At 71.8% G+C, this 20,352-nt stretch carries 21 protein-coding genes; 15 read left to right on the top strand and 6 right to left on the bottom strand.

Annotation, left to right across the window (positions count from 1 at the left end):
• From GT045_RS05815 to GT045_RS05805, 3 genes are all read left to right on the top strand, one after another.
• The coding region (locus GT045_RS05815) for a hypothetical protein (RefSeq protein WP_202527256.1) at nt 1-461 on the top strand (461 nt) is incomplete at its 5' end.
• 191 nt (nt 462-652) lie between these two features.
• Nucleotides 653-1,129 carry a single-stranded DNA-binding protein gene (locus GT045_RS05810; protein WP_161333489.1) on the top strand — a complete coding sequence of 159 codons (477 nt, stop codon included), beginning with the start codon at nt 653-655 and terminating at the stop codon, nt 1,127-1,129.
• A gap of 330 nt (nt 1,130-1,459) precedes the next feature.
• Nucleotides 1,460-2,845 carry a Cys-Gln thioester bond-forming surface protein gene (locus GT045_RS05805; RefSeq protein WP_161333491.1) on the top strand — a complete coding sequence of 462 codons (1,386 nt, stop codon included), beginning with the start codon at nt 1,460-1,462 and terminating at the stop codon, nt 2,843-2,845.
• A 248-nt stretch (nt 2,846-3,093) separates the two neighbouring features.
• On the opposite strand, the gene GT045_RS05800 is transcribed toward GT045_RS05805, so the two are convergent.
• The gene (locus GT045_RS05800) at nt 3,094-3,489 is read right to left on the bottom strand and encodes a helix-turn-helix domain-containing protein (protein ID WP_161333488.1); all 396 of its coding nucleotides are present in this window, start codon (nt 3,487-3,489) and stop codon (nt 3,094-3,096) included.
• Nucleotides 3,490-3,586: 97 nt separating this feature from the next.
• On the opposite strand from GT045_RS05800, the gene GT045_RS05795 reads away from it, so the two are divergent.
• From GT045_RS05795 to GT045_RS39485, 4 genes are all read left to right on the top strand, one after another.
• Nucleotides 3,587-4,438, top strand: coding sequence for an alpha/beta hydrolase (locus tag GT045_RS05795; RefSeq protein ID WP_161333487.1), 852 nt, complete (start codon nt 3,587-3,589; stop codon nt 4,436-4,438).
• A gap of 201 nt (nt 4,439-4,639) precedes the next feature.
• Nucleotides 4,640-4,900, top strand: a complete 261-nt coding sequence (locus tag GT045_RS05790) for a cold shock domain-containing protein (protein ID WP_161333486.1) — start codon at nt 4,640-4,642, stop codon at nt 4,898-4,900.
• Nucleotides 4,901-5,147: 247 nt separating this feature from the next.
• Nucleotides 5,148-5,378, top strand: coding sequence for a hypothetical protein (locus GT045_RS38775; RefSeq protein WP_202527254.1), 231 nt, complete (start codon nt 5,148-5,150; stop codon nt 5,376-5,378).
• Between the two features lie 355 nt (nt 5,379-5,733).
• Nucleotides 5,734-6,303: a hypothetical protein gene (locus GT045_RS39485; RefSeq protein WP_237538368.1), complete on the top strand. Its 570-nt coding sequence runs from the start codon at nt 5,734-5,736 to the stop codon at nt 6,301-6,303.
• Nucleotides 6,304-6,897: 594 nt separating this feature from the next.
• Here the strand turns inward: GT045_RS39485 and GT045_RS05785 are convergent.
• The gene (locus GT045_RS05785; RefSeq protein ID WP_161292171.1) at nt 6,898-7,194 is read right to left on the bottom strand and encodes a GYD domain-containing protein; all 297 of its coding nucleotides are present in this window, start codon (nt 7,192-7,194) and stop codon (nt 6,898-6,900) included.
• 717 nt (nt 7,195-7,911) lie between these two features.
• On the opposite strand from GT045_RS05785, the gene GT045_RS38770 reads away from it, so the two are divergent.
• The 7 genes from GT045_RS38770 to GT045_RS05755 all read left to right on the top strand — a co-directional run bounded on the left by GT045_RS38770 (nt 7,912) and on the right by GT045_RS05755 (nt 14,011).
• Nucleotides 7,912-8,073 carry a hypothetical protein gene (locus tag GT045_RS38770; RefSeq protein ID WP_202527252.1) on the top strand — a complete coding sequence of 54 codons (162 nt, stop codon included), beginning with the start codon at nt 7,912-7,914 and terminating at the stop codon, nt 8,071-8,073.
• A gap of 204 nt (nt 8,074-8,277) precedes the next feature.
• Nucleotides 8,278-9,942 (top strand): energy-dependent translational throttle protein EttA, encoded by a 1,665-nt coding sequence (ettA, locus tag GT045_RS05780; protein WP_161292169.1) that lies wholly within the window; start codon nt 8,278-8,280, stop codon nt 9,940-9,942.
• A gap of 6 nt (nt 9,943-9,948) precedes the next feature.
• On the top strand, nt 9,949-10,362 hold the full coding sequence (locus GT045_RS05775; RefSeq protein ID WP_161333485.1) for a thioesterase family protein: 414 nt from the start codon (nt 9,949-9,951) through the stop codon (nt 10,360-10,362).
• The gene (locus GT045_RS05770; protein ID WP_161333484.1) at nt 10,359-11,036 is read left to right on the top strand and encodes a hypothetical protein; all 678 of its coding nucleotides are present in this window, start codon (nt 10,359-10,361) and stop codon (nt 11,034-11,036) included. The genes GT045_RS05775 and GT045_RS05770 overlap by 4 nt, the downstream gene beginning before the upstream one ends.
• A 437-nt stretch (nt 11,037-11,473) precedes the next feature.
• Nucleotides 11,474-12,139, top strand: coding sequence for a DUF4097 family beta strand repeat-containing protein (locus GT045_RS05765; RefSeq protein ID WP_161333483.1), 666 nt, complete (start codon nt 11,474-11,476; stop codon nt 12,137-12,139).
• 25 nt (nt 12,140-12,164) lie between these two features.
• On the top strand, nt 12,165-13,220 hold the full coding sequence (locus GT045_RS05760) for an ATP-binding cassette domain-containing protein (protein ID WP_161333482.1): 1,056 nt from the start codon (nt 12,165-12,167) through the stop codon (nt 13,218-13,220).
• Nucleotides 13,217-14,011: an ABC transporter permease gene (locus GT045_RS05755; protein WP_161333481.1), complete on the top strand. Its 795-nt coding sequence runs from the start codon at nt 13,217-13,219 to the stop codon at nt 14,009-14,011. Before GT045_RS05760 ends, GT045_RS05755 begins: the two co-directional genes overlap by 4 nt.
• A 145-nt stretch (nt 14,012-14,156) precedes the next feature.
• Here GT045_RS05755 and GT045_RS05750 read toward each other — a convergent pair whose 3' ends face one another.
• The gene (locus GT045_RS05750; RefSeq protein ID WP_161288911.1) at nt 14,157-14,561 is read right to left on the bottom strand and encodes a globin; all 405 of its coding nucleotides are present in this window, start codon (nt 14,559-14,561) and stop codon (nt 14,157-14,159) included.
• Nucleotides 14,562-14,638: 77 nt separating this feature from the next.
• Between GT045_RS05750 and GT045_RS05745 the strand changes: the two genes are divergently transcribed.
• A complete protein-coding gene (locus tag GT045_RS05745) occupies nt 14,639-15,616 on the top strand; it encodes a methyltransferase domain-containing protein (protein ID WP_161288912.1) in 978 nt (325 codons plus the stop codon).
• Nucleotides 15,617-15,646: 30 nt separating this feature from the next.
• On the opposite strand, the gene GT045_RS05740 is transcribed toward GT045_RS05745, so the two are convergent.
• The 3 genes from GT045_RS05740 to GT045_RS05730 all read right to left on the bottom strand — a co-directional run bounded on the left by GT045_RS05740 (nt 15,647) and on the right by GT045_RS05730 (nt 20,349).
• Nucleotides 15,647-17,491, bottom strand: coding sequence for an FHA domain-containing protein (locus GT045_RS05740; RefSeq protein WP_161333480.1), 1,845 nt, complete (start codon nt 17,489-17,491; stop codon nt 15,647-15,649).
• A 58-nt stretch (nt 17,492-17,549) separates the two neighbouring features.
• Nucleotides 17,550-18,905, bottom strand: coding sequence for a VWA domain-containing protein (locus tag GT045_RS05735; protein ID WP_161333479.1), 1,356 nt, complete (start codon nt 18,903-18,905; stop codon nt 17,550-17,552).
• Between the two features lie 115 nt (nt 18,906-19,020).
• On the bottom strand, nt 19,021-20,349 hold the full coding sequence (locus GT045_RS05730; RefSeq protein ID WP_161333478.1) for a PP2C family serine/threonine-protein phosphatase: 1,329 nt from the start codon (nt 20,347-20,349) through the stop codon (nt 19,021-19,023).
• Nucleotides 20,350-20,352: the final 3 nt, after the last annotated feature.

Below are 20,352 nucleotides of genomic sequence, written 5' to 3'. Positions count from 1 at the left end.
GGAGGGGCGGGGCGGCCGGTGGTGACCTGTTGAGGAGGGGCGGGGCGGCCGGTGGTGACCTGTTGAGGAGGGGCGGGGCGGCCGGTGGTGACCTGTTGAGGAGGGGCGGGGCGGCCGGTGGTGACCTGTTGAGGAGGGGCGGGGCGGCCGGTGGTGACCTGTTGAGGAGGGGCGGGGCGGCCGGTGGTGACCTGTTGAGGAGGGGCGGGGCGGCCGGTGGTGACCTGTTGAGGAGGGGCGGGGCGGCCGGTGGTGACCTGTTGAGGAGGGGCGGGGCGGCCGGTGGTGACCTGTTGAGGAGGGGCGGGGCGGCCGGTGGTGACCTGTTGAGGAGGGGCGGTCGGTGCCGGGTGGACGAGGGGCGTGGGGAGCGGGGGCCACTCGTGCGGGTGGCGGAGTTCTCCACAGGCGGGTGGCCGTCCACAGCGCTCAGCGGGCTCGGCCCGGCGGAGGCAGTCTGAGGTCACGGCGATCGCACCGCGGATCCGGGTCCCGGCAGGAGACACGGCGGGGCGCGTGCGGGCGGTCGCCGGGACGTGTGGGCCGCGTACGGCAGTCGTACGCGCCGGCACGGCAGACGCAGCCGTACGGGACGGGCCCGTGCGCATGTCCGTCCGGCCGGAAGGGGACGGGCGGGGAGGGGAGCGAGGACATGAACGAGACCATCGTCTGCGTGGTGGGGAACGTGGCGACCCGGCCGGTGTACCGCGAACTGGCGGCGGGACCGTCGGCCCGGTTCCGGCTCGCGGTGACCGCGCGCTACTGGGACCGGGAGAAGAGCGCGTGGACGGACGGGCACACCAACTTCTTCACGGTGTGGGCCAACCGCCAGCTCGCGGTCAACGTGGCCGCGTGTGTGGAGGTGGGCCAGCCGGTCGTCGTCCAGGGCCGGCTGAAGGTGCGCACGGAGGCGCGCGACGGCCAGCAGCAGTGGGCCTCCGCAGACATCGACGCCGTGGCGCTCGGCCACGACCTCGCACGCGGTACGGCGCTCTTCCAGCGCGCGGCGAAACCGGAGGGAGCGCCGTCGGCGGCCCGGCCGGAGCCGGACTGGGAGACACCGCGCCCGGCGGACGGGCAGCCCGTCCCCGCTCAGCAACAGGATGACGCGGCAGCCGTGGTGACGTGACGTCAGGCGACGCGCACGCCCGGCGGACGGATGCCGGCCGGCTCTGGACGTCCTGTGCGTAGCGCGTGAACACCCAGTGCCCACCAGTGGATTTGTCGATACGGGCGGCCTGTGGACGGTCCCGGCGATAACGATTACGGATCGGATCGGCCATCGGATCATCCGACCGGCGGGTCGGGCTCCGGCTGATCCATAGGATGCCGGGCGTGCCCCTAGGGGCTGCTGATTCTGCTGGTGGGACCGTCCCCCACGTCCAACGGGTCCTGCTCGAAGGGGAATTCTGTGCTTGCTGCGCTCTCTGGGTTCTGCCGGTCCACCGGGAAGAACCGTCTGGCCGCCGCCACGACGGTGTCCGGCATCGTGGCCGCCGGCGTGCTGTCCGGCGCCGGTACGGCGGTGGCCGAGGAGACCCCGCAGACCCAGGGCGGGGCGACGGCCACGATCAACGGCCTGAAGACCTTCGGCGAGGCCGTGATCCACGGGGACGGCGGCGACCAGCGGGTGTCGGCGGGACTCTTCGAGATGTCCGTGGACGGCGGCGGCACCCTGCAGACCTACTGCGTCGACCTCCACAACCCGACCCAGCGGGACGCCAGATACCAGGAGACGCCTTGGAGCGGCACCTCGCTGGGCACCAACAAGGACGCGGGCCGGATCCGCTGGATCCTGCAGCACTCCTACCCCCAGGTCAACGACCTCGCCTCGCTCGCCCGGCAGGCCGGCACGAGCGGGCTGACCGAGCAGGACGCCGCGGCCGGCACCCAGGTGGCCATCTGGCGCTACTCCGACGGAGCCGAGGTCGACGCCGTCGACCCGCAGGCGGAGAAGCTCGCCGACTACCTGGAGAAGAGCGCCCGGAGCATCGCCGAGCCGAAGGCGTCGCTCAGCCTGGACCCGCCGGCGGTCTCCGGCCGGCCCGGCGACCGGCTCGGACCGGTGACCGTGCACACCAACGCGAGCGCGGTGACGGTGGGCACGCCGGTGGACATGACCGGCAGTGGGGTGCGGGTCGTCGACAGGAACGGCAAGGTGATCACCTCGGCGAAGGACGGCAGCCGGCTGTTCTTCGACGTCCCCGAGCCCGCGGCCGACGCCCCCGAGCAGGCCGACGGAGGGGGCGGCACCGCGCAGCTGACCGTGCAGGCGTCGACGACCGTGCCGGTGGGCCGGGCCTTCGCCGCCGAGAGCCGCAGCCAGACGCAGATCCTGGCCGGCTCCAGCGAGTCCACCGTCTCCGCGACCGTGACGGCGGGCTGGGCGGCCGAGGGAGCCGTGCCGGCGGTGTCGGCCCGCAAGAACTGCGCCAAGGGCGGCGTGGACATCAGCACGGTCAACAAGGGTGACGAGCCGTTCACCTTCCAGCTGATGGGGGCCGGGCACACGATCCCCGCGGGCGCGTCCCGCACGGTGACCGTGCCGCTCCAGGAGGACCAGGCATACGACTTCACGATCACCGGCCCGTACGGCTTCAGCCGCCGCTTCACCGGTGTCCTGGACTGCAAGACCCAGGGCGCGATCACCACGCAGACGGCTCAGCTGCGCAACGAGCCCAGCCCGGCCACGGTGGGCGGCACCACCGTGGACACCACCGACCTGGCCGCGACCGGCGGCTCCGCGATCACCCCGCTGATCGCCGGAGTGGCGATCGGCCTGGTCGTGATCGGCGGCGCGGTCCTGGTGGTCCTGCGCCGCAAGGAGACGGAGACGACCGACTGACCCGCCTCGCGACCCGGGACGTCGGCCGTCAGCCACCGTCGGACCCTGCCGCCCAGGCGGTGCGGAGGAAGTGCACCTCGAGCTGCGAGTGCGCCACCGATCGCCTCGGAAGGCACCGCTGATCGCCTGGGAACGCGCCGCGCCGCGCCGTGGCCACGAGGTACGGCGAGCCCGCGGTCCGCCACGAGGCGGCCGTTCTTGTCGCGGTCCTCAACGAACTTCTGTGACCGGCACGTTCGGTCCACGCCCTAATCGGGGGATGACTCGTCGGCGAGCTGGTTGCTGCGGTCGATCTCCGGCATGTGTGTCTCGGCCCAGACCCGCAGGCCGGAGAGCGGTCCTTCGAGGGACAGGCCGAGCTCGGTGAGCCGGTAGTGGACGGCGGGTGGCACGGTGGGTTCCACTCGGCGCGCGACCAGGCCGTCGCGGACGAGACTCCGCAGGGTGACGGACAGCATCTTCTGTGAGATGCCGGGGACACGGCGCCGCAGTTCCGCGAAACGGAGCTCGTCCGGCGCCTCCTGCGCCAGCACCTTGACCGCCATCGACGTCCACTTGGTGCCGATACGGTCGAGCAGCCGGCGGGTCGGGCAGAGCGGATTCAGCACATCACCCCGCTCGCCGGGCTCGATGTGGTCACTCACGGCTCACCACCTGAAGGGAAAGTGCCGTCTTGGAGGAGCCAGGTTAGTTCCTTAGCGTGACATGGTCACTGTTCCTCACCACACCGGGAGCCTCTCCATGCCCGAGCTGCGGCGCGTCCTCGTCAACGGTGTCGAACTGAACGTCGCTCTCGCCGGATCGGGGCCGGCCGTCCTGCTGCTGCACGGTTTCCCGCACACCTGGGAAGTGTGGACGGACGTCATGGCCGGCCTGTCCGGCCGCTACCGCGTCATCGCGCCGGACCTGCGCGGGTTCGGCGCGAGCAGCCGGGCAGCGTCCGGATACGACGCGGGAACCCTGGCCGAGGACGCCGCGGCGCTGCTCACCACGCTCGGCGTGTCCTCGGCTGCGGTGGTGGGCATCGACGCGGGTACCGCGCCGGCCTTCCTCCTCGCCCTGCGCCGCCCCGGTCTCGTCCGGCGCCTGGTCGTCATGGAGGCACTTCTGGGCAGGCTGCCCGGCGCCGAGGAATTCCTTGCCGACGGGCCGCCGTGGTGGTTCGGCTTCCATTCCGCCGCGCCCGGCCTTGCCGAGACCGTGCTGGAGGGCCACGAAGCCGTCTACGTCGACTGGTTTCTGCGCGCCGGTACGCTCGGTGACGGGGTGCGCCCCGCCCTCCGGGACGCCTTCGTCCGCGCGTACACCGGCCGCCAGGCGCTGAGCCGCGCGTTCTCGTACTACCGGGCGCTGCCGGAGAGCGCGGTACAGATCGAGCAGGCGGTCGCTGCTGCCCGCCTGACGGTGCCGACGATGACGGTGGGCGCCCGGCCCGTCGGTGCGGCACTGGAACGCCAGCTCCGCCCGGTCGCCGACGATCTCACCGGACACGTCATCGAAGACTGCGGCCACATCATCCCGCTGCACCGCCCCCGCGCCCTGCTCACGCTGCTGCGTCCGTTCCTGGCCGGTGGGGACGCGAAAGCACCCTAGCCGCGGCACAGTTCACCGCGGCAGGGCCCCGCGTGCAGCCCTGCCGGCCCACCGGTCACCCCTTCGGCCGGCGTCCCCCCTCCGCTCACCCGATGCCCCAGTGAGGGGTTGGCGTTCTCCGGGTGGCACAGTGCTCCCCGGAGCACCGTGTGCGTCCGAACAGGTCAGGCTCTTCGTGGGCTTGTGGAAGGGGAGAGACAGATGCGTCGCCGCACAGGGACCCGTAAGGTCCCCGCAACCGTGACCGCGACCGTGCGTGAGTGGAGCGACGAGGAGGGATGGGGCGTGCTCGACTCGCCCGAGACTCCCGGAGGGTGCTTCGGCCACTACTCCGACATCCAGACGTCCGGCTTCCACACGCTGTCACCAGGGCAAGAAGTCGACCTCGTCTGGGAAGCACCCGGCTTCAAGCAGGACGGGTACGACTACCGCGCGGTGAGCATCGTCCCCAGGGGCGCCTGACACCCACGGTCACGGCCCGATCGCTCGACCGATCTCTCTGGGGGGCGTCTCCGGGGCGTGCGAGGGCGCCCGAGGGCACTGGACGGCGACCGCCCCGACACCCTCCGCGCCCGCAATGACCTCGCCCGCGCCCGCGGCTGTCGCATCGGTCGATGACGGCAGCCAGAGCCGATCCGGATCGAACTCCTGAAGCGGTGCTCCGAGAGCGCCGACGCCTCCACGAGCTGCGGTCGCTACGCTCGGGCTCGTGAGCGAAGCCGCCCGACTGACAGCGAACTGGCCAGAGGTCGTGGCCATCGCCGGACGCCTCGCTCAAGCCATGGTGGCGAACGACCTGAGGGAACTCACCGTGCTGCTCGACGACGCGGCCGTGTCAGATCAGTGCCAGATCATGCGGGGGAACAGCGGGGAGCAGGCCGGCGGAGATCCAGGCTCCGGCACGGCATCACCCCAGGCCGGTTCGGCAACCTCCCCCTGACGCCCCTAGCTTCCCGAGCTGAGGGCTCAGGCATCGTCGTCACGGCTCGGCCGACACAGCTTGCTCTGGCCGACGCCATGGCAGCGCGGCTGAGGCTGGTAGGGGTACAGCGAGGCGACGCCTGCGTGGTCGGTCGGCGCGCCAACCATCGTGGCGGACTGTCGGCGGCTGAGGTTCACGCGGCCCGAATCGAAGGTGTCCGCGGTCGGTCGACTGGCTGGTCCGTGACGATCAACCGTGGGCCGTCTCCGGGTCATGTGATGCTCCCCGAGGCCACTCGACGCAGCTCGGACCTATACCCCGGAAAGCTGGTACTTGCTGCATGCTCCCACGCAGCATCAGGCACACTGCTGCAATGGATGCAGCTGTCGCAGGACTACTAGGAGCCGGTATCGGTGTTGTCGGTACGCTCAGCACTGCGTTCGTAACCGGCCACTTAGCGGGCCGGAATCAGTACAAGCAGTGGCAGTACGAGAATCGGCGGGCGGCATACAGCGAGCTAATCGGCAAGATAAACGATCTGTACCACCTCGCAGTAGCCGTGACGGATGCGGCTACAGGAGTTGGGCTATATCCCGTTCCTGACGATACGGCAGTCCTCGTGGATGAAATGCAGCAAGCCACTAGGGCAGTACGTTCCGCCTTGCCTGCCGTGATGATGGTGGGGGCAGACGAGGTGTCACAGCTTTCCCGCGCGATCCACCAGAATCTCCCCGGTGCTACCTCGGATGTCGCCCTTAGCATCCGGTTATCTGAGCCTGACATGACTCCAGAGCTTAGGGACACTCTCATGAGAGAGATCCTGGGCGGGCGTCAGATGCTTTTCAATTGGTCAAAGGATTTGGTGGAAGTGACCAGGCGCGACCTTAGGACAGGAGCTCCGATTGAGGGTCCGCCAAACCCTGTGCGCCTTCCTGGCAGGTGACTCATACACCTGCGCGGGGCGATCTCTTACGGCCAAGAGAAGGGCGGCCACTGGGCGATCACTTGTGAAGGAGCCGAGGTCCTCGGCCGGATCGCACTGCGTGGTCTGGACTTCGACGACGGCACAGCCGGCGTCGCCTGGGGGCGGCTCCCGAACGCCGCCCGCGACCCCACCGACGCGTGCGTCCGCCCCCGGGAGAGGGTGCGCGGCCGGCGCTGGCAGGTCACCTCGTGGCCATCGACGAAGCCCGGCCGTCGGTTAGGTCCCGGACGAGTCTCCGAGCCGCCCCCTGACAGGCCGGGGATGAAGCCATCCCTTCAGAGCTGGAACCCCCGGAAGCCGACCGCGCGCTTGAGACCATAGACGCGGGCACTGACAACGTACCTGTTGGCCATGGACCGTTGAGCGGGGGAGTGTCTGACTGAGTGACAACCCAGACGCACACCGGCGGACGCCCCCGAACGTCTGCCGACCATCTGCGCAGGCCCGAGGACCGCCGGTTCAGGACCCAGCTCTCGCCCAGGTTGCTTCGGGGCGAAGAGGTCACCGCGCCATGGCCGCCCAGAACCCACTGTGTGACGTGGCCAGAGATCGTCAGCCGGCCGCCTTGGCGATGATGTGCTCCATCTCCTCCCGATCGAAGGCCCGCAGAGTCGTGGAACGGACGTTGCCCGCCCCGCCGAGTTGCAGGAGTGCCGCAGTGGCGGTTTCGTCGTCGGGCGCCTCGACGATGGCCACGAGGTCGTACGGGCCTACGGTCCAGAAGATGCTCAGGAGCTTCGCCCCGAGGTTCTGTACCGCTGAACCGAAGGTCTCGGCGCGCTTCGCGGTGTCCTTGTAGTTTCGGGCCCCTTGATCGGTCCAGCTCAGCAAGGTGACGTACGTCGGCATGTTCTTTCACCTTCACCAGGAGACATATCGCGAGGTCAAGTCTGGATATTCGGACTGGAACCTGCACGAGGTGCGCACCCGAACGAGCAACACGACCGACCACAGGCATCGAAGGGCGAGCTGACATCCACGCCTGACATCGACGACAGCGGACGCCCCCGGATCGCCGCGGTTCCCGACGGAGTAGGTGCGGGCATACAGCCGCAGCGATCCATGGCCGCTGTCATCGCGGATCGGCCCCTGAAACGGGTGTCGCACCTACCTGCGATGCCGGATGTACCAACCCGCCACCAGCACGATGAGAACGGCAACGACGAAGGCCCACACGGTGGTCGCGCCGTGGTACGAGCGGTAGGCGACCAAGGCAAGCATGTCCGGGCGAATACCCCGGGCGTGCGGCTTCAGCCGCCCCGTGTCGCCCGCTCCTGTGTCGGATGCCCGTCGAAGGCGCGGAACTTTCCCGCTCCACCTCCCGGAAGCACCGGGTCGGAGGATCTGCCGGTGATCTCGCCAGGCGCCTTCCAAGCGCCGACCCGCCCGGGGCGTCATGATCTGGCAACGGATGAGCGCGCGAGGCTCACGGGCCCTGAAGTGCCGGCCAGGGGCACGGAGCGGCGGAGCTGGGCGGCGACCGTCGCTGCCTTGCCCGGGGGTACCCGGATCACCGGGAAGGCCGGGAGCCGTCAGCCGTTCCGGATCTTCACACGTACAGAAGGTGTGCCCGATGCGGTGGGGCCGGTCGAGATCACGGCCGCGCCGCTCGGGAAGGAGCTGCCTGCCCTCGGGGCCGCCGTCACGGGTGTCGTCCACTGGCTCGACGCACGCAACCATCAGGTGAGGAGGGTCCGGCTCGACGAGTGGCAGGCGGATGACGAGTGATCGTTCCTGGGCCGTCTCCGGGCCGTGCGAGGGTGGCCGAGGCCGACCGACCGTGACCGGCAGTGACAGGCGAGCCACCGCCGTCATCAGCGAAAGCCCAGGTCAGAGCGCCCCGGTCTAACGGGTTTCCGCCCAGGGGTGGCCGTACGGCAAGATGGGGTGTATCTGCCCACTGCCAGATTTCAAGCTGCCGGACGGTTTCTCTTGGCTGAGTTCATTTACACCATGCGCAAGGCGCGCAAAGCGCACGGCGACAAGGTGATCCTCGACGACGTCACCCTGAGCTTCCTGCCGGGGGCGAAGATCGGCGTCGTCGGTCCGAACGGTGCCGGTAAGTCGACCGTGCTGAAGATCATGGCGGGACTGGAGCAGCCGTCCAACGGCGACGCCTTCCTCTCGCCCGGCTACAGCGTCGGCATCCTGCTCCAGGAGCCCCCGCTGAACGACGAGAAGACCGTCCTGGAGAACGTCCAGGAGGGTGTCGCCGAGATCAAGGGCAAGCTCGACCGGTTCAACGAGATCGCCGAGCTGATGGCGACCGACTACTCCGACGCGCTGCTCGACGAGATGGGCAAGCTCCAGGAGGAGCTGGACCACGCGAACGCCTGGGACCTCGACGCCCAGCTGGAGCAGGCCATGGACGCCCTGGGCTGCCCGCCCGGCGACTGGCCCGTCACCAACCTCTCCGGCGGTGAGAAGCGCCGCGTCGCGCTCTGCAAGCTGCTGCTGGAGCAGCCCGACCTGCTGCTCCTCGACGAGCCCACCAACCACCTCGACGCCGAGTCCGTGAACTGGCTGGAGCAGCACCTGGCCAAGTACCCGGGCACCGTCGTGGCGGTCACCCACGACCGGTACTTCCTGGACAACGTCGCCGGCTGGATCTGCGAGGTGGACCGCGGCCGCCTGCACGGCTACGAGGGCAACTACTCCAAGTACCTGGAGACCAAGGCCGCCCGCCTCAAGGTCGAGGGCCAGAAGGACGCCAAGCGGCAGAAGCGGCTCAAGGAAGAGCTGGAGTGGGTCCGCTCCAACGCCAAGGGGCGCCAGGCCAAGTCCAAGGCCCGTCTCGCGCGGTACGAGGAGATGGCCGCCGAGGCCGACAAGATGCGGAAGCTGGACTTCGAGGAGATCCAGATCCCGCCGGGCCCGCGCCTGGGCAACGTGGTCGTCGAGGTCGACAAGCTCAGCAAGGCCTTCGGCGAGAAGGTCCTCGTCGACGGGCTGAGCTTCACCCTGCCGCGCAACGGCATCGTCGGTGTCATCGGCCCGAACGGCGCCGGCAAGACCACGCTGTTCAAGATGATCCAGGGCCTGGAGACGCCGGACTCCGGTGACATCAAGGTCGGCGAGACCGTCAAGATCTCCTACGTCGACCAGAGCCGGGCCAACCTCGACCCGAAGAAGACGCTGTGGGAGGTCGTGTCCGACGGGCTCGACTACATCAACGTCGGCCAGGTCGAGATGCCGAGCCGCGCGTACGTGTCGGCCTTCGGCTTCAAGGGCCCGGACCAGCAGAAGCCGGCCGGGGTGCTCTCCGGCGGTGAGCGCAACCGGCTCAACCTGGCGCTGACCCTGAAGCAGGGCGGCAACCTGCTGCTCCTCGACGAGCCGACCAACGACCTCGACGTCGAGACCCTCTCCAGCCTGGAGAACGCGCTGCTGGACTTCCCCGGCTGCGCCGTCGTCGTCTCCCACGACCGGTGGTTCCTCGACCGGGTCGCCACGCACATCCTCGCCTACGAGGGCGAGTCGCGGTGGTTCTGGTTCGAGGGCAACTTCGAGTCGTACGAGAAGAACAAGATCGAGCGCCTCGGTGCGGACGCGGCCCGTCCGCACCGTGCGACCTACAAGAAGCTGACCCGGGGCTGATCGATCTTGCGGCACCTCTACCGCTGCCCACTGCGCTGGTCGGACATGGACGCCTACGGCCACGTCAACAACGCGGTCTTCCTCCGCTACCTGGAGGAGGCCCGCATCGACTTCCTGTCCCTGCGGGGCAAGGAGTCCAAGCAGGGGTCCGTGGTCGCGCGCCATGAGATCGACTACAAGCGGCAGCTCGTCCACCGGCCGACACCCGTGGGCATCGAGCTGTGGATCACCGCGATCAAGGCCGCGTCCTTCACCGTCTCCTACGAGGTGAAGGACGACGAGTCGGTCTACGTGCGGGCCTCGACGGTCATCGTGCCGTTCGACTTCGAGACCCAGCGGCCGCGCCGGATCACCCCGGAGGAGCGCGAGTTCCTCCAGCGGTACACGGACGCGGCCGACGAGGAGGCCGTCGCCGCATGACGGTGCTGCACCTGGCCGACGAGACGGAGGCGGCGGACCTCGCCGCCTTCCTCTCCCGGCTGCTCCACTACGACCGTGGAGCGGCGGTGCGACTGCAGGCGGCCGGTACCGCCCTCGCCGTCTTCGGCCGGCCGCCGTCCTTCGAGGTTCTGGCCGTCCGCGCGGTGCGGCTGGCCAAGCCGTACGAGAACGGCCTCGACGTCACTCTCGACGTGACCGTCTCCGCCGGTGAGTTCCTGGAGTCCGTGGACGAGCGCGCGGTCACCGCCGCCGTCCCGGGCGCGGTCACGGGACCGCCGTGGGCCGGTGTGCTGCCGCCGCGCACCGGCTGGCAGGCCGAGTCCGGGCTGCCCGCACCGGACGCGCTGCGTGCCACCGTCGCCGCGGCCGTCGCCGAATTCCGCTCCCGCACCGAGGAGTTGGGCCCAGAGGGGCGTACCCGCGCGGCGCTGGACCGGATCGGGCGGGACATCTGGTCCCGGGAGATCAAGGGCACCCGGCTGCCCGTCCGGGCCGTGCACGCGGCTCAGTCACTGGGCTTCCTGCGGCCGGGCACCGGCTCCGGGGGCGCCGGGCTGTTCTCCTCGGGGGCGTGGCTGCGGCTGCGTACGCCGTACGGCTCGGTGGCCGTGCGCCCGTCGGGGCTCGGCGCCTTCGGCCTCAGCGTGCGCTGACCCGCACCCGTCTTTCTCCCCGGCGCCGGTCCGCCCTCTTCCGAGCGCCGGTCCCGTGCCTTCCGGGCCCCGGTCCGGTCCCTTCCGAGCGCCGGCCCGCGTCTTCCGGGCCCCGGTCCGGTCCCTTCCGAGCGCCGGCCCGCGTCTTCCGGGTCCCCCGGTCCGGCCCCTTCCGAGCGCCGGTCCCGTGTGTCCGGGCCCCGGTCCGGTGGCCCGTCTTCTCTTCCCGGCGTGGCGTCCACCTTGCCGTCATAGCGTTCACTCTCATTCCGTTGCAACGGAGTCTTGCATTCTGTTGCGTTAAGTTCGGATCCGTTGCAACGATTTTCCGCCTCTGAGCTGCGTGAACTTCCGCATGGCGCAACAAGGTTATTGAGGCATCCTTGAATGCAACGTAGCGTTTCCATTGTTCGAAACGACGAGCCATGGAGAACACGATGCAGAAGTTCGACACCACCACCCCCGTCACCGCCCGCCTCGACATCCCCGCGGGACGGATCCAGATCATCGCCGCCGACCGGGCCGACGCCACGGTCGAGATCCTGCCCCTGGACGCCTCCCGGGGCCGTGACGTGAAGGCGGCCGAGCAGGCCACCGTCGAGTACGGCGAGGGCGTCCTGCGGATCGGGGTGTCGGCGAAGAACCAGATCCTCGGTCCGTCCGGGGCCGTGGAGGTGACCATCCAGCTCCCCGCCGGTTCCCGCGTCGAGGCGAAGGCGGCCAGCGCCGAGTTCCGGGGCGTCGGCCGGCTCGGCGACGTCACCTTCGAGGGCGCGCAGGGCACCGTCAAGCTCGACGAGACCGACGGCGCCCGCCTCACCCTGCTCGCCGGTGACATCACGGTCGGCCGCCTGGGCGGCCCCGCGGAGATCAGCACCCAGAAGGGCGACATCAGCGTCACCGAGGCCGTGCGCGGCACGGTCACGCTGCGCACCGAGCACGGCGGGATCTCGGCCGGCGCCGCCCGCGGGGTCTCCGCGTCCCTGGACGCCGGCACCTCCTACGGCCGGATCCACAACGCACTGCTGAACACCGACGGCGCCGCCGCACTGAACATCCACGCCACCACCGCCTACGGCGACATCACCGCCCGCAGCCTGTAAGCAGCCTGGGAAAGGGAGTACCCCCATGACCGACCTGGCGATCGCGGCGAACGGGCTGCGCAAGTCCTACGGCGACAAGGTCGTCCTCGACGGCGTCGACCTGGCCGTGCCGCAAGGAACGATCTTCTCCCTGCTCGGACCGAACGGTGCCGGCAAGACCACCGCCGTCAAGATCCTCTCCACCCTCGTCACCGCCGACGCCGGGGACCTGCGCGTCGGCGGCCACGACCTGGCCACCGACCCGCAGGCCGTGCGCGCCGCCATCGGCGTCACCGGCCAGTTCTCCGCCGTCGACGGCCTGATCACCGGCGAGGAGAACATGCTCCTCATGGCGGACCTGCACCACCTGCCCCGGCGCGAGGGGCGGCGGGTCGCCGCGGAGCTGCTGGAGCGGTTCGGCCTGGCCGAGGCGGCGAAGAAGCCGGCCGCCACCTACTCCGGCGGCATGAAGCGCCGCCTGGACATCGCCATGACCCTGGTCGGCGACCCGCGGATCATCTTCCTCGACGAGCCGACCACCGGCCTCGACCCCCGCTCGCGGCACACCATGTGGCAGATCGTCCGCGAACTCGTCACCGGCGGCGTCACCGTCTTCCTCACCACCCAGTACCTGGAGGAGGCGGACGAACTCGCCGACCGCATCGCCGTGCTGAACGACGGCAGGATCGCGGCGGAGGGCACCGCCGAGGAACTGAAACGGCTCATCCCCGGCGGGCACGTCCGGCTCCGCTTCGCCGACCCGGCCGCCTACCGGTCCGCCGCCCGCGCCCTGCGGGAGGCCACCCGGGACGACGAGTCCCTCGCCCTGCAGATCCCCGGCGAGGGCGGACAACGCGAACTGCGGTCGATCCTGGACCGGCTGGACTCCGCCGGCATCGAGGCCGACGAGCTGAGCGTGCACACCCCCGACCTCGACGACGTCTTCTTCGCCCTCACCGGCCCCGGCCGGCGGTCCGGCCCGCCGAGCCTGCCCGGTCAGCCCGGTCAGCCCGGTCAGCCCGGTCAGCCCGGCCTGCCGGGTCAGCCCGGTCAGCCCGGCCTGCCGGGTCAGTCCAGTCAGCCCAAGGAGGCCCGACGATGAGCAGCTCCCTCTCCCTCGCCGTACGCGACTCGTCGACGATGCTGCGGCGCAACCTGCTGCACGCCCGGCGCTACCCGTCGCTCACCCTGAATTTGCTGCTCACCCCGGTCATGCTGCTGCTGCTCTTCGTCTACGTCTTCGGCGACACCATGAGCGCGGGCATCGGCGGTGGCGCACCGGACCGGTCCGAGTACATCGCCTACATCGTCCCCGGACTGCTGCTGATGACCATCGGCAGCACCGTGGTCGGCACCGCGGTCTCCGTGTCCAACGACATGACCGAGGGCATCATCGCCCGCTTCCGCACGATGGCCATCCACCGCGGCTCCGTGCTCGTCGGGCACGTCCTCGGCAGTGTGCTGCAGTCGGTCCTGAGCGTGGTCCTCGTCGGCCTCGTCGCCGTGGCCATCGGGTTCCGCTCCGCGGACGCCACCGTCCTGGAGTGGTTCGCCGCGTTCGGGCTCCTCGTGCTCTTCGCGACGGCGCTCACCTGGGTCGCCGTCGGCATGGGCCTGATCAGCCCGAACGCCGAGGCCGCCAGCAACAACGCGATGCCGATGATTCTGCTGCCGCTGCTCTCCAGCGCCTTCGTCCCGGTCCACGCGATGCCGGGCTGGATCCGGCCGGTCGCGGAGTACCAGCCGTTCAGCCCCGCCATCGAGACCCTTCGGGGCCTGCTGCTGGGCAGCGGGATCGGCCACAACGGGTGGCTCGCCGTCGCCTGGTGCCTTGGGCTCGCGGTGCTCGGTTACTTCTGGTCGGCCTCGACGTTCCACCGCGACCCGAAGTGACCGACGTCCCACCGCGACCCGACGTGACCGACGTCCCACCGCGACCCGAAGCGACCGACGTGCCGTCCCGCCGCCGGCCGGTCCCCGCAGCTCGTGACCGCGGAACGGCGCGGGTGACCGGGATCCGGGCTTCGGTGAGGGCCCGTCAGTCCGGGGTGTTCACCATCGAGGCGGCGGCGTACGTCAGGTAGTTCCACAGCGTCCGCTCGTGCTCCTCGGACAGCGCCAGCTCGTCCACGGCCGCCCGCATGTGCCGCAGCCAGGCGTCGTGCGCCGCACGGTCCACGGTGAACGGCGCGTGCCGCATGCGCAGCCGGGGGTGGCCGCGGTTGTCGCTGTAGGTGGTGGGGCCGCCCCAGTACTGCATCAGGAACAGGGTCAGCCGCTCCTCGGCCGGGCCCAGATCCTCCTCCGGGTACATCGGCTTCAGGATCGGGTCCTCGGCCACTCCCCGGTAGAAACGGTGGACGAGCCGACGGAAGGTCTCCTCCCCGCCGACCTGCTCGTAGAAGGTCTGCTCCTGAAGCGTGCCGCGCCGAATCTCATTCACCCGTCCATGGTCTCAGACGGGGCGACCCAGGACTCAAGGCTTAGGACCGGCCACCGCCCGCCCCTACTGTGGACACCATGGGCGTCTACGACACCGAGACCGAGGGGCTCGCCGCCGCAGCGCGGGCCGCGCTGGTGCGGGAGATCGACGCAGAGGGGGCCTGGGCCGAGGACCCGGTGTGGCGGGAGGCGTTCGCGACGGTGCCCCGGCACCTGTTCGTGCCCTACTACTACGTCGCCGGGCCCCGCGGCTACGAACGCCGCTGGGGCGAGAGCCACGACCCGGTGGCCCGGGAACGCTGGGTGCGCGGTGCCTACGCCGACGTACCGCTGGCCACCCGGCTGCGCGACGGCGAACTGCTCTCCTCCAGCAGCCAGCCCTCCCTGATGGCACGGATGCTGGTCGCCCTGCGGATCGAGGACGGCGACCGGGTCCTGGAGGTGGGCGCCGGCACCGGTTACAACGCGGCCCTGCTCGCCCACCGGCTAGGCGACGACGACCTCGTCACCACCGTCGACCTGGAACCGGAGATCACCGAGTCCGCCCGGCGCCACCTCGCGGCGGCCGGCCACCGCCCGGCCGTGGTCACCGGCGACGGCGCGCGCGGGGCGCCCGAACGCGCCCCCTTCGACCGGATCATCGCCACCTGCGAGCTGCGCACCGTGCCGCGCGCCTGGCTCGCCCAGTGCCGCCCCGGCGCCCGCGTCCTCACCCCGCTCGCCACCGGCCTGCTCGCGCTGACCGTGCGGGACGCGGAGCATGCGGAGGGCCGCTTCCTGCCCACGGCCGCCTACTTCGTGCCGCTGCGCGGCGAACGCAGGGAGCGGCCCGAGGCCGTCTGTCCGGCCGGGCTGCCGGGCCGGGCCCGCGAGCAGGAGCCGTTCCACTTCCTGCTCGCGCTGACCCGCGGCACCCTGGACCCGCGGGAGGCGTACGCGCTGTGGCAGCGCGAGGGCGAGCCGGACCGCGGACGGTACGGCGTCACGGTCGGCGGCGAGCACGCCTGGGCATGGCTGGACGACCCGGCCGGGCCGTACGCCTGGCCCATGCCCTGACCGTGTTCCGGTTCCGGCGGGGCCCCGCGGTCAGCCCCGGCGGACGGTGATCGTCGTCCAGGCGCCCACGTGCACCCGGTCGCCGTCCTGGAGCGGGACCGGCACGAACGGCTGGATCGGCTCCTCCGACAGGTTGACCGTGGTCCCGTTCGTCGAGTTCTGGTCGACGACCGCCCAGCTGCCGTCCGGCTGCTGCACCAGCACCGCGTGCTGGTGCGAGACACCCGGGTCCTCCGGCGGCACCGACAGATCGATGTCGGGGGTGTCGCCGGTGGAGTGCCGGCGGCGCCCGATGGAGATCTGGTTGCCGGTGAGGGTGCGCTGCTGCTCCGGGGAGTACGCGGGCAGGTTCAGGCCCGCCGCCTCCGGGCCGGAGCGGTGCATCATCGCCATGAAGTACTCGCGGTCCGGGCCGATGGTCGCGGTCCACGTGGTCCGCTGGGGTGCCTGGGGGAAGCCGCCGGGGCCGGGCGCCTGGCCGGCGCCGGGGTGCGGGTAGCCGTAACCGCCCTGACCGCCGGGGCCCTGGCCCTGACCCGGTCCGGCCGGTCCCGAGGACGACGGCGGGGAGAGCACCCAGTCGTCGTCGCCACCGCCGAAGGAGGGACCGCCGGAGGGCGGGCCGCCGGCCGGGGGCCGGCCGGTCTCCTGCGGGAACGCGGGCGCCGACGTCCCGGACTGCTGGAACGCCTGCGGGGCACCGCCGGGAGCGCCGGGAGCGCCGGGCGGCGGCACCGGACGGGAGGGGTCGCCGCCGAAGCCGGAGGGACCCGAGGGGCCGCCGGCACCGGGGCCCTGCCCCGGACCGCCACCGAAACCGGAAGGGCCGGAGGGACCGGAGGGACCGGACGGGCCGGACGGGCCGCCGGGGCCCTGGCCCTGACCGCCGCCGAATCCACCGGGACCACCGGGACCGCCGGGACCCTGACCCGGGCCGCCACCGAACCCGGACGAACCGCCGGGACCGCGTCCCTGACCGCCGCCGAATCCACCGGGAGCGCCGGGGTCCTGACCCGGGCCGCCGCCGAAGCCGGAGGGACCGGACGGGCCGCCGGGGCCCTGGCCCTGACTGCCGCCGAATCCACCGGGGCCACCGGGACCGCCGGGGCCACCGGGACCCTGACCCGGGCCGCCGCCGAAGCCGGGGGGACCCGAGGGAGCGCCGGCACCGGGACCCTGCCCCGGACCGGCACCGAAACCGGACGGGCCGGACGGACCCGACGGGCCACCGGCCCCCGGGCCCTGACCCGGGCCCTGACCCTGGTGACCCGGTCCCTGATTCTGGCCCTGGCCCTGGCCCGGGCCCTGGCCGAAGCCCGGTGGGGGCCCCTGCGGGCGCTGGTTGCCGTTGCCGAACGGAGGCCGGCCCGAGGGGCCGGGGGAGGTCGGCGGGCCGGACGGAGCGCGGTCACCGCCGAACGGCGTCGGCCCCGAGGGCTCGCTGCCGAAGGACGGGATCGGCTCGGCGGGCCGGTTCACCTGCGAGGGCCGCGAGCCCTGGTACTCGTACGGATCACCGCCGCCGTACGTCGCGCTCGGCGGCTGGAACCGCGGCTGCGGCGGACGCGGGGCGGCCGGCGTGTACGACGTCGCCGTGTTGGTCAGGAAGTTCCACCGGCACTCCTCGCAGAACGGCGCGCCGCCCTCGCGGGGCGTACGGCACTGCGGGCACAGCTCCGGTTCCGGCCGGCCGCCCGGGTGCGGGCGCCCCTGGGCCTGGCCGCCGGGACCGCTCGGGCCGGCGGGCGGCGGGAAGCCGTAACCGCCGGCGGGCGGGGGCGGCGGGGGCGGAGGTACGGCACCGGCCATGCGGTGACCGCAGACCTCGCACCAGTCGTCGGAACCCGACTGGTGTCCGTTCGGGCAGGTCGGCATGTCGGTGCTTCCCCTTCTCCTAAGGGTCGGTCTGGATCGCTCGGGTCGCTTCCAGAGGTCACTTCTTCACACGAACAGTCTTGGTGGACCGGGTCTCCAGAGTCATCTCGTCCGCCTCCGCGACCCTCGTCTTCAACCGCACAGTACCTGTCGCGGCGTCGACGACGTCCACCACCTTCGCAAGCAGTTTCGCAGTATCCGCGTTCCCCGAGGCGCTCGCGAGCTGAACCGCGCGCCCCAGTTTGGCCGTTGCTCCATCGAAATCGCCCGCTTTGCGAAGATCGATGCCTTGCTGGATGGCCTGTGCCAGTTCGGCCTGCCCGGTGTAATGGGCGACTTGGGGGCTGAGCGAGGTGGAGGCGGTCATGTCGTCCGTCCACACGGCCCGGACGAGCCCCTGGGCGCCCAGGGGCTGTGCCGGCTCTCCCGCGGCGCCCCCGGCCGGGGGGACGACGAGGGAGACGCGCGCGGCGAGCATCTCCTGGCCGAGGCCGGCCGGCGGGACCGTCACGCACAGGTGGTAGTCCCGGGACTCGTCGCCCCAGGACCCGGTCGGGTAGTCCCCGGCCCGCGGCCCCGCCTCGGTGCGGCGGGCGGTCAAGTCCACGACGCTGGGCGCGACTTGCTTGACGAACCGGATCGTCGTGCCGACCGGCGTCCACACCCGCAGGGCGACGTCGGCGACCTCCTTGCCCATGGCCGTCTCCATCATCCGCGTGAAGTCGGCGGCGAGGCCCGACGGATCGGCCACGATGTCGGCGGTGCCGAGCAACGCGGAGGCGATCCCTGTGACTTCTTTCACTTCCCAGTCGGTGCCGACGCCCCGCGCGTCACAGGTGAACCGGCCGGCGCAGGCGTCCAGCGCGGCCCGCAGATCCTGCGGTGACTCGTGCTCGTTGCGGCCGTCGGTGAGCAGGATGCCGTGCCGGATGGTGACGTCCGCCGCGGACAGCAGCCGGTCGGCGAGCCGCAGCCAGGTGCCGATCGCCGTACCGCCGCCCGCGCTCAGCCGGCGCAGGGCGGACCGGGCCTGCTCGCGGGTGGTGGCGTCGGCGACCGCGAGCCGCCCGCCACCCGGATAGACCTCCCTGGCGACGTGCGTGCCGTCGATCACCGCGAAGTGGGTGCCGTCGCGCAGGGTGTCGATCGCGGCGGCCGTGGCGTCCCGGGCGTTGCGCATCTTGGTCGGCGGGTAGTCCATGGAGCCGGAGCAGTCGACCATGATCACCACCGCGGCGGAGGGCCGCTGCCCCTGCGGGTACGCGGGCGCGGCGACCGTGCTGCCGATGGTGCCGCCGCCGGTCGCGGTCACCGTGACGATGGCGTTGACCTCGCTGCCGCCCTCGGGCAGGTACTCGTTCTGGTAGACGTCCACCGAGAACCGCGGCACGTTCGACTTCGCGAAATTGGCCATGCTTGATCGCATCCCCCTCGGACACCCCGCTGACGCGAGGCGCTGACTGTGAGCGGACCGGTCCCCTCCGGTCCGCCGCGGCTTCCCCGTGCCGTCTTCCCGTCCTGGACGGCCCTCAGGCCGATCCTGCCCCCTGCGGCGGTACCGGGAACGGCACGACCGCCACTGTTACGTTGTCGTGGCCCCCGCCGTCCAGGGCGTGGCCGACCAGCACCCGGGCGCAGTGCAGCGGACGGGCCGCCGCGTCCGGCGGGACGATCTCGGACATCTCCCCGGCCGTCTCGGCGTAGTTCCACAGTCCGTCGGTGCACACCACCACCGTGCCGGGGCGGTCGGGCTTGAAGGACGCGGTGTGCGGCTCCAGTTCGTAGGCGTCCGCGCCGAGCCAGCCGGTGATGGCGTGGGCGCGCTCGTCGGCGTACGCCTCTGCCTCGCTCATCAGGCCCGCGGCGACCATCTGCGCGGCCCAGGAGTCGTCCTCGGTCAGCCGGGCGGGCGGCGCGTCGCGGTCGGTGGGCACCCAGTAGGCGCGGCTGTCGCCGACCCAGCCGACGACCAGCAGTCCGGAGGTGACCACCGCGCCGACGATCGTGCAGGCGGGCGCGTTCTGGTGCGGGGCGTGCTCGCGGGCCGTGGCGGGTTCCTCGGCGAGCGCGTTGACGGCCTGCGCGGCGGCGACGATCGCCTCGTGCATCGCCGCCTGCGGGTGGGTGCCGCGCGGCAGCGCTGCCAGCAGGGTGTCACCGGCCACCCGGGAGGCGGCCAGGGAGGCGTCGTCGGGGCGGGTCGCGGAGGACACGCCGTCGCAGACGATCGCCATGAGCGCCGGGGTGCCGTCGGGCAGCGCGGTGTGGCCGACGGCGAAGGCGTCCTCGTTGCGGTGGTGGCGCAGCCCGCGGTCGCTGACGGCGGCGAGCGGGCCCGTCTCCCGCTCGACGTGGTCGCGTTCGCGCGGCTGGGCGTGCCCGCAGTTCTCGCAGTAGCCGTCGTCGTCCACCCGGCCCGCCCGGCAGGCCACGCACACCTGGGCGGGCTCGCCCGGGGCGGCGGTACCGGCGGCCAGCCGGGGGTCCGGTGCCTGCAGCGGGTACTCGTCGGGCTCCGCGGGCCGGTCGAACCGCACCCCGGCGCCGTCGGACCGTTCGGGGGCGGGCTGGTGACCGGGCAGCGGTGTTTCGCCCGAGTCGGTGCCCGGCAGGTCCGTCGGCAGATGTGCCGGGGGAGGGGAGCCGGAGCCGGAGCCGGGCGGTTCGGGCGCGGGCCAGTCCACACCGTCCCCGGGCGTGCCGGGGCCGGTCATGGCGAGCGTCGGATGGTCCTGCGGCGGCGCACTCGCCACCGACAGGTCCTGTCCGCACGCCCCACAGAACAGGTCGCCCGGCTCCACGGGCTCCGCGCAGTTGGGGCACTTCGGCAGTGCGGCCTGCCGGGGCATCTGCGACATCGA

It is taken from the genome of Streptomyces sp. SID486, from assembly GCF_009865385.1.
GTDB lineage: Bacteria > Actinomycetota > Actinomycetes > Streptomycetales > Streptomycetaceae > Streptomyces.
This window is presented reverse-complemented; position numbering and strand designations above follow the sequence as displayed.

Excerpts from the sequence above, each read along its gene's own strand:
- GT045_RS05810 (WP_161333489.1), top strand. The coding sequence starts at position 653 with ATGAACGAGACCATCGTCTGCGTGGTGGGGAACGTGGCGACCCGGCCG.
- GT045_RS05795 (WP_161333487.1), top strand. The coding sequence starts at position 3,587 with ATGCCCGAGCTGCGGCGCGTCCTCGTCAACGGTGTCGAACTGAACGTC.
- GT045_RS05790 (WP_161333486.1), top strand. The coding sequence starts at position 4,640 with ATGCGTCGCCGCACAGGGACCCGTAAGGTCCCCGCAACCGTGACCGCG.
- GT045_RS39485 (WP_237538368.1), top strand. The coding sequence starts at position 5,734 with ATGGATGCAGCTGTCGCAGGACTACTAGGAGCCGGTATCGGTGTTGTC.
- GT045_RS05785 (WP_161292171.1), bottom strand. The coding sequence starts at position 7,194 with ATGCCGACGTACGTCACCTTGCTGAGCTGGACCGATCAAGGGGCCCGA.
- GT045_RS05770 (WP_161333484.1), top strand. The coding sequence starts at position 10,359 with ATGACGGTGCTGCACCTGGCCGACGAGACGGAGGCGGCGGACCTCGCC.
- GT045_RS05765 (WP_161333483.1), top strand. The coding sequence starts at position 11,474 with ATGCAGAAGTTCGACACCACCACCCCCGTCACCGCCCGCCTCGACATC.
- GT045_RS05760 (WP_161333482.1), top strand. The coding sequence starts at position 12,165 with ATGACCGACCTGGCGATCGCGGCGAACGGGCTGCGCAAGTCCTACGGC.
- GT045_RS05755 (WP_161333481.1), top strand. The coding sequence starts at position 13,217 with ATGAGCAGCTCCCTCTCCCTCGCCGTACGCGACTCGTCGACGATGCTG.
- GT045_RS05745 (WP_161288912.1), top strand. The coding sequence starts at position 14,639 with ATGGGCGTCTACGACACCGAGACCGAGGGGCTCGCCGCCGCAGCGCGG.
- GT045_RS05740 (WP_161333480.1), bottom strand. The coding sequence starts at position 17,491 with ATGCCGACCTGCCCGAACGGACACCAGTCGGGTTCCGACGACTGGTGC.
- GT045_RS05735 (WP_161333479.1), bottom strand. The coding sequence starts at position 18,905 with ATGGCCAATTTCGCGAAGTCGAACGTGCCGCGGTTCTCGGTGGACGTC.
- GT045_RS05730 (WP_161333478.1), bottom strand. The coding sequence starts at position 20,349 with ATGTCGCAGATGCCCCGGCAGGCCGCACTGCCGAAGTGCCCCAACTGC.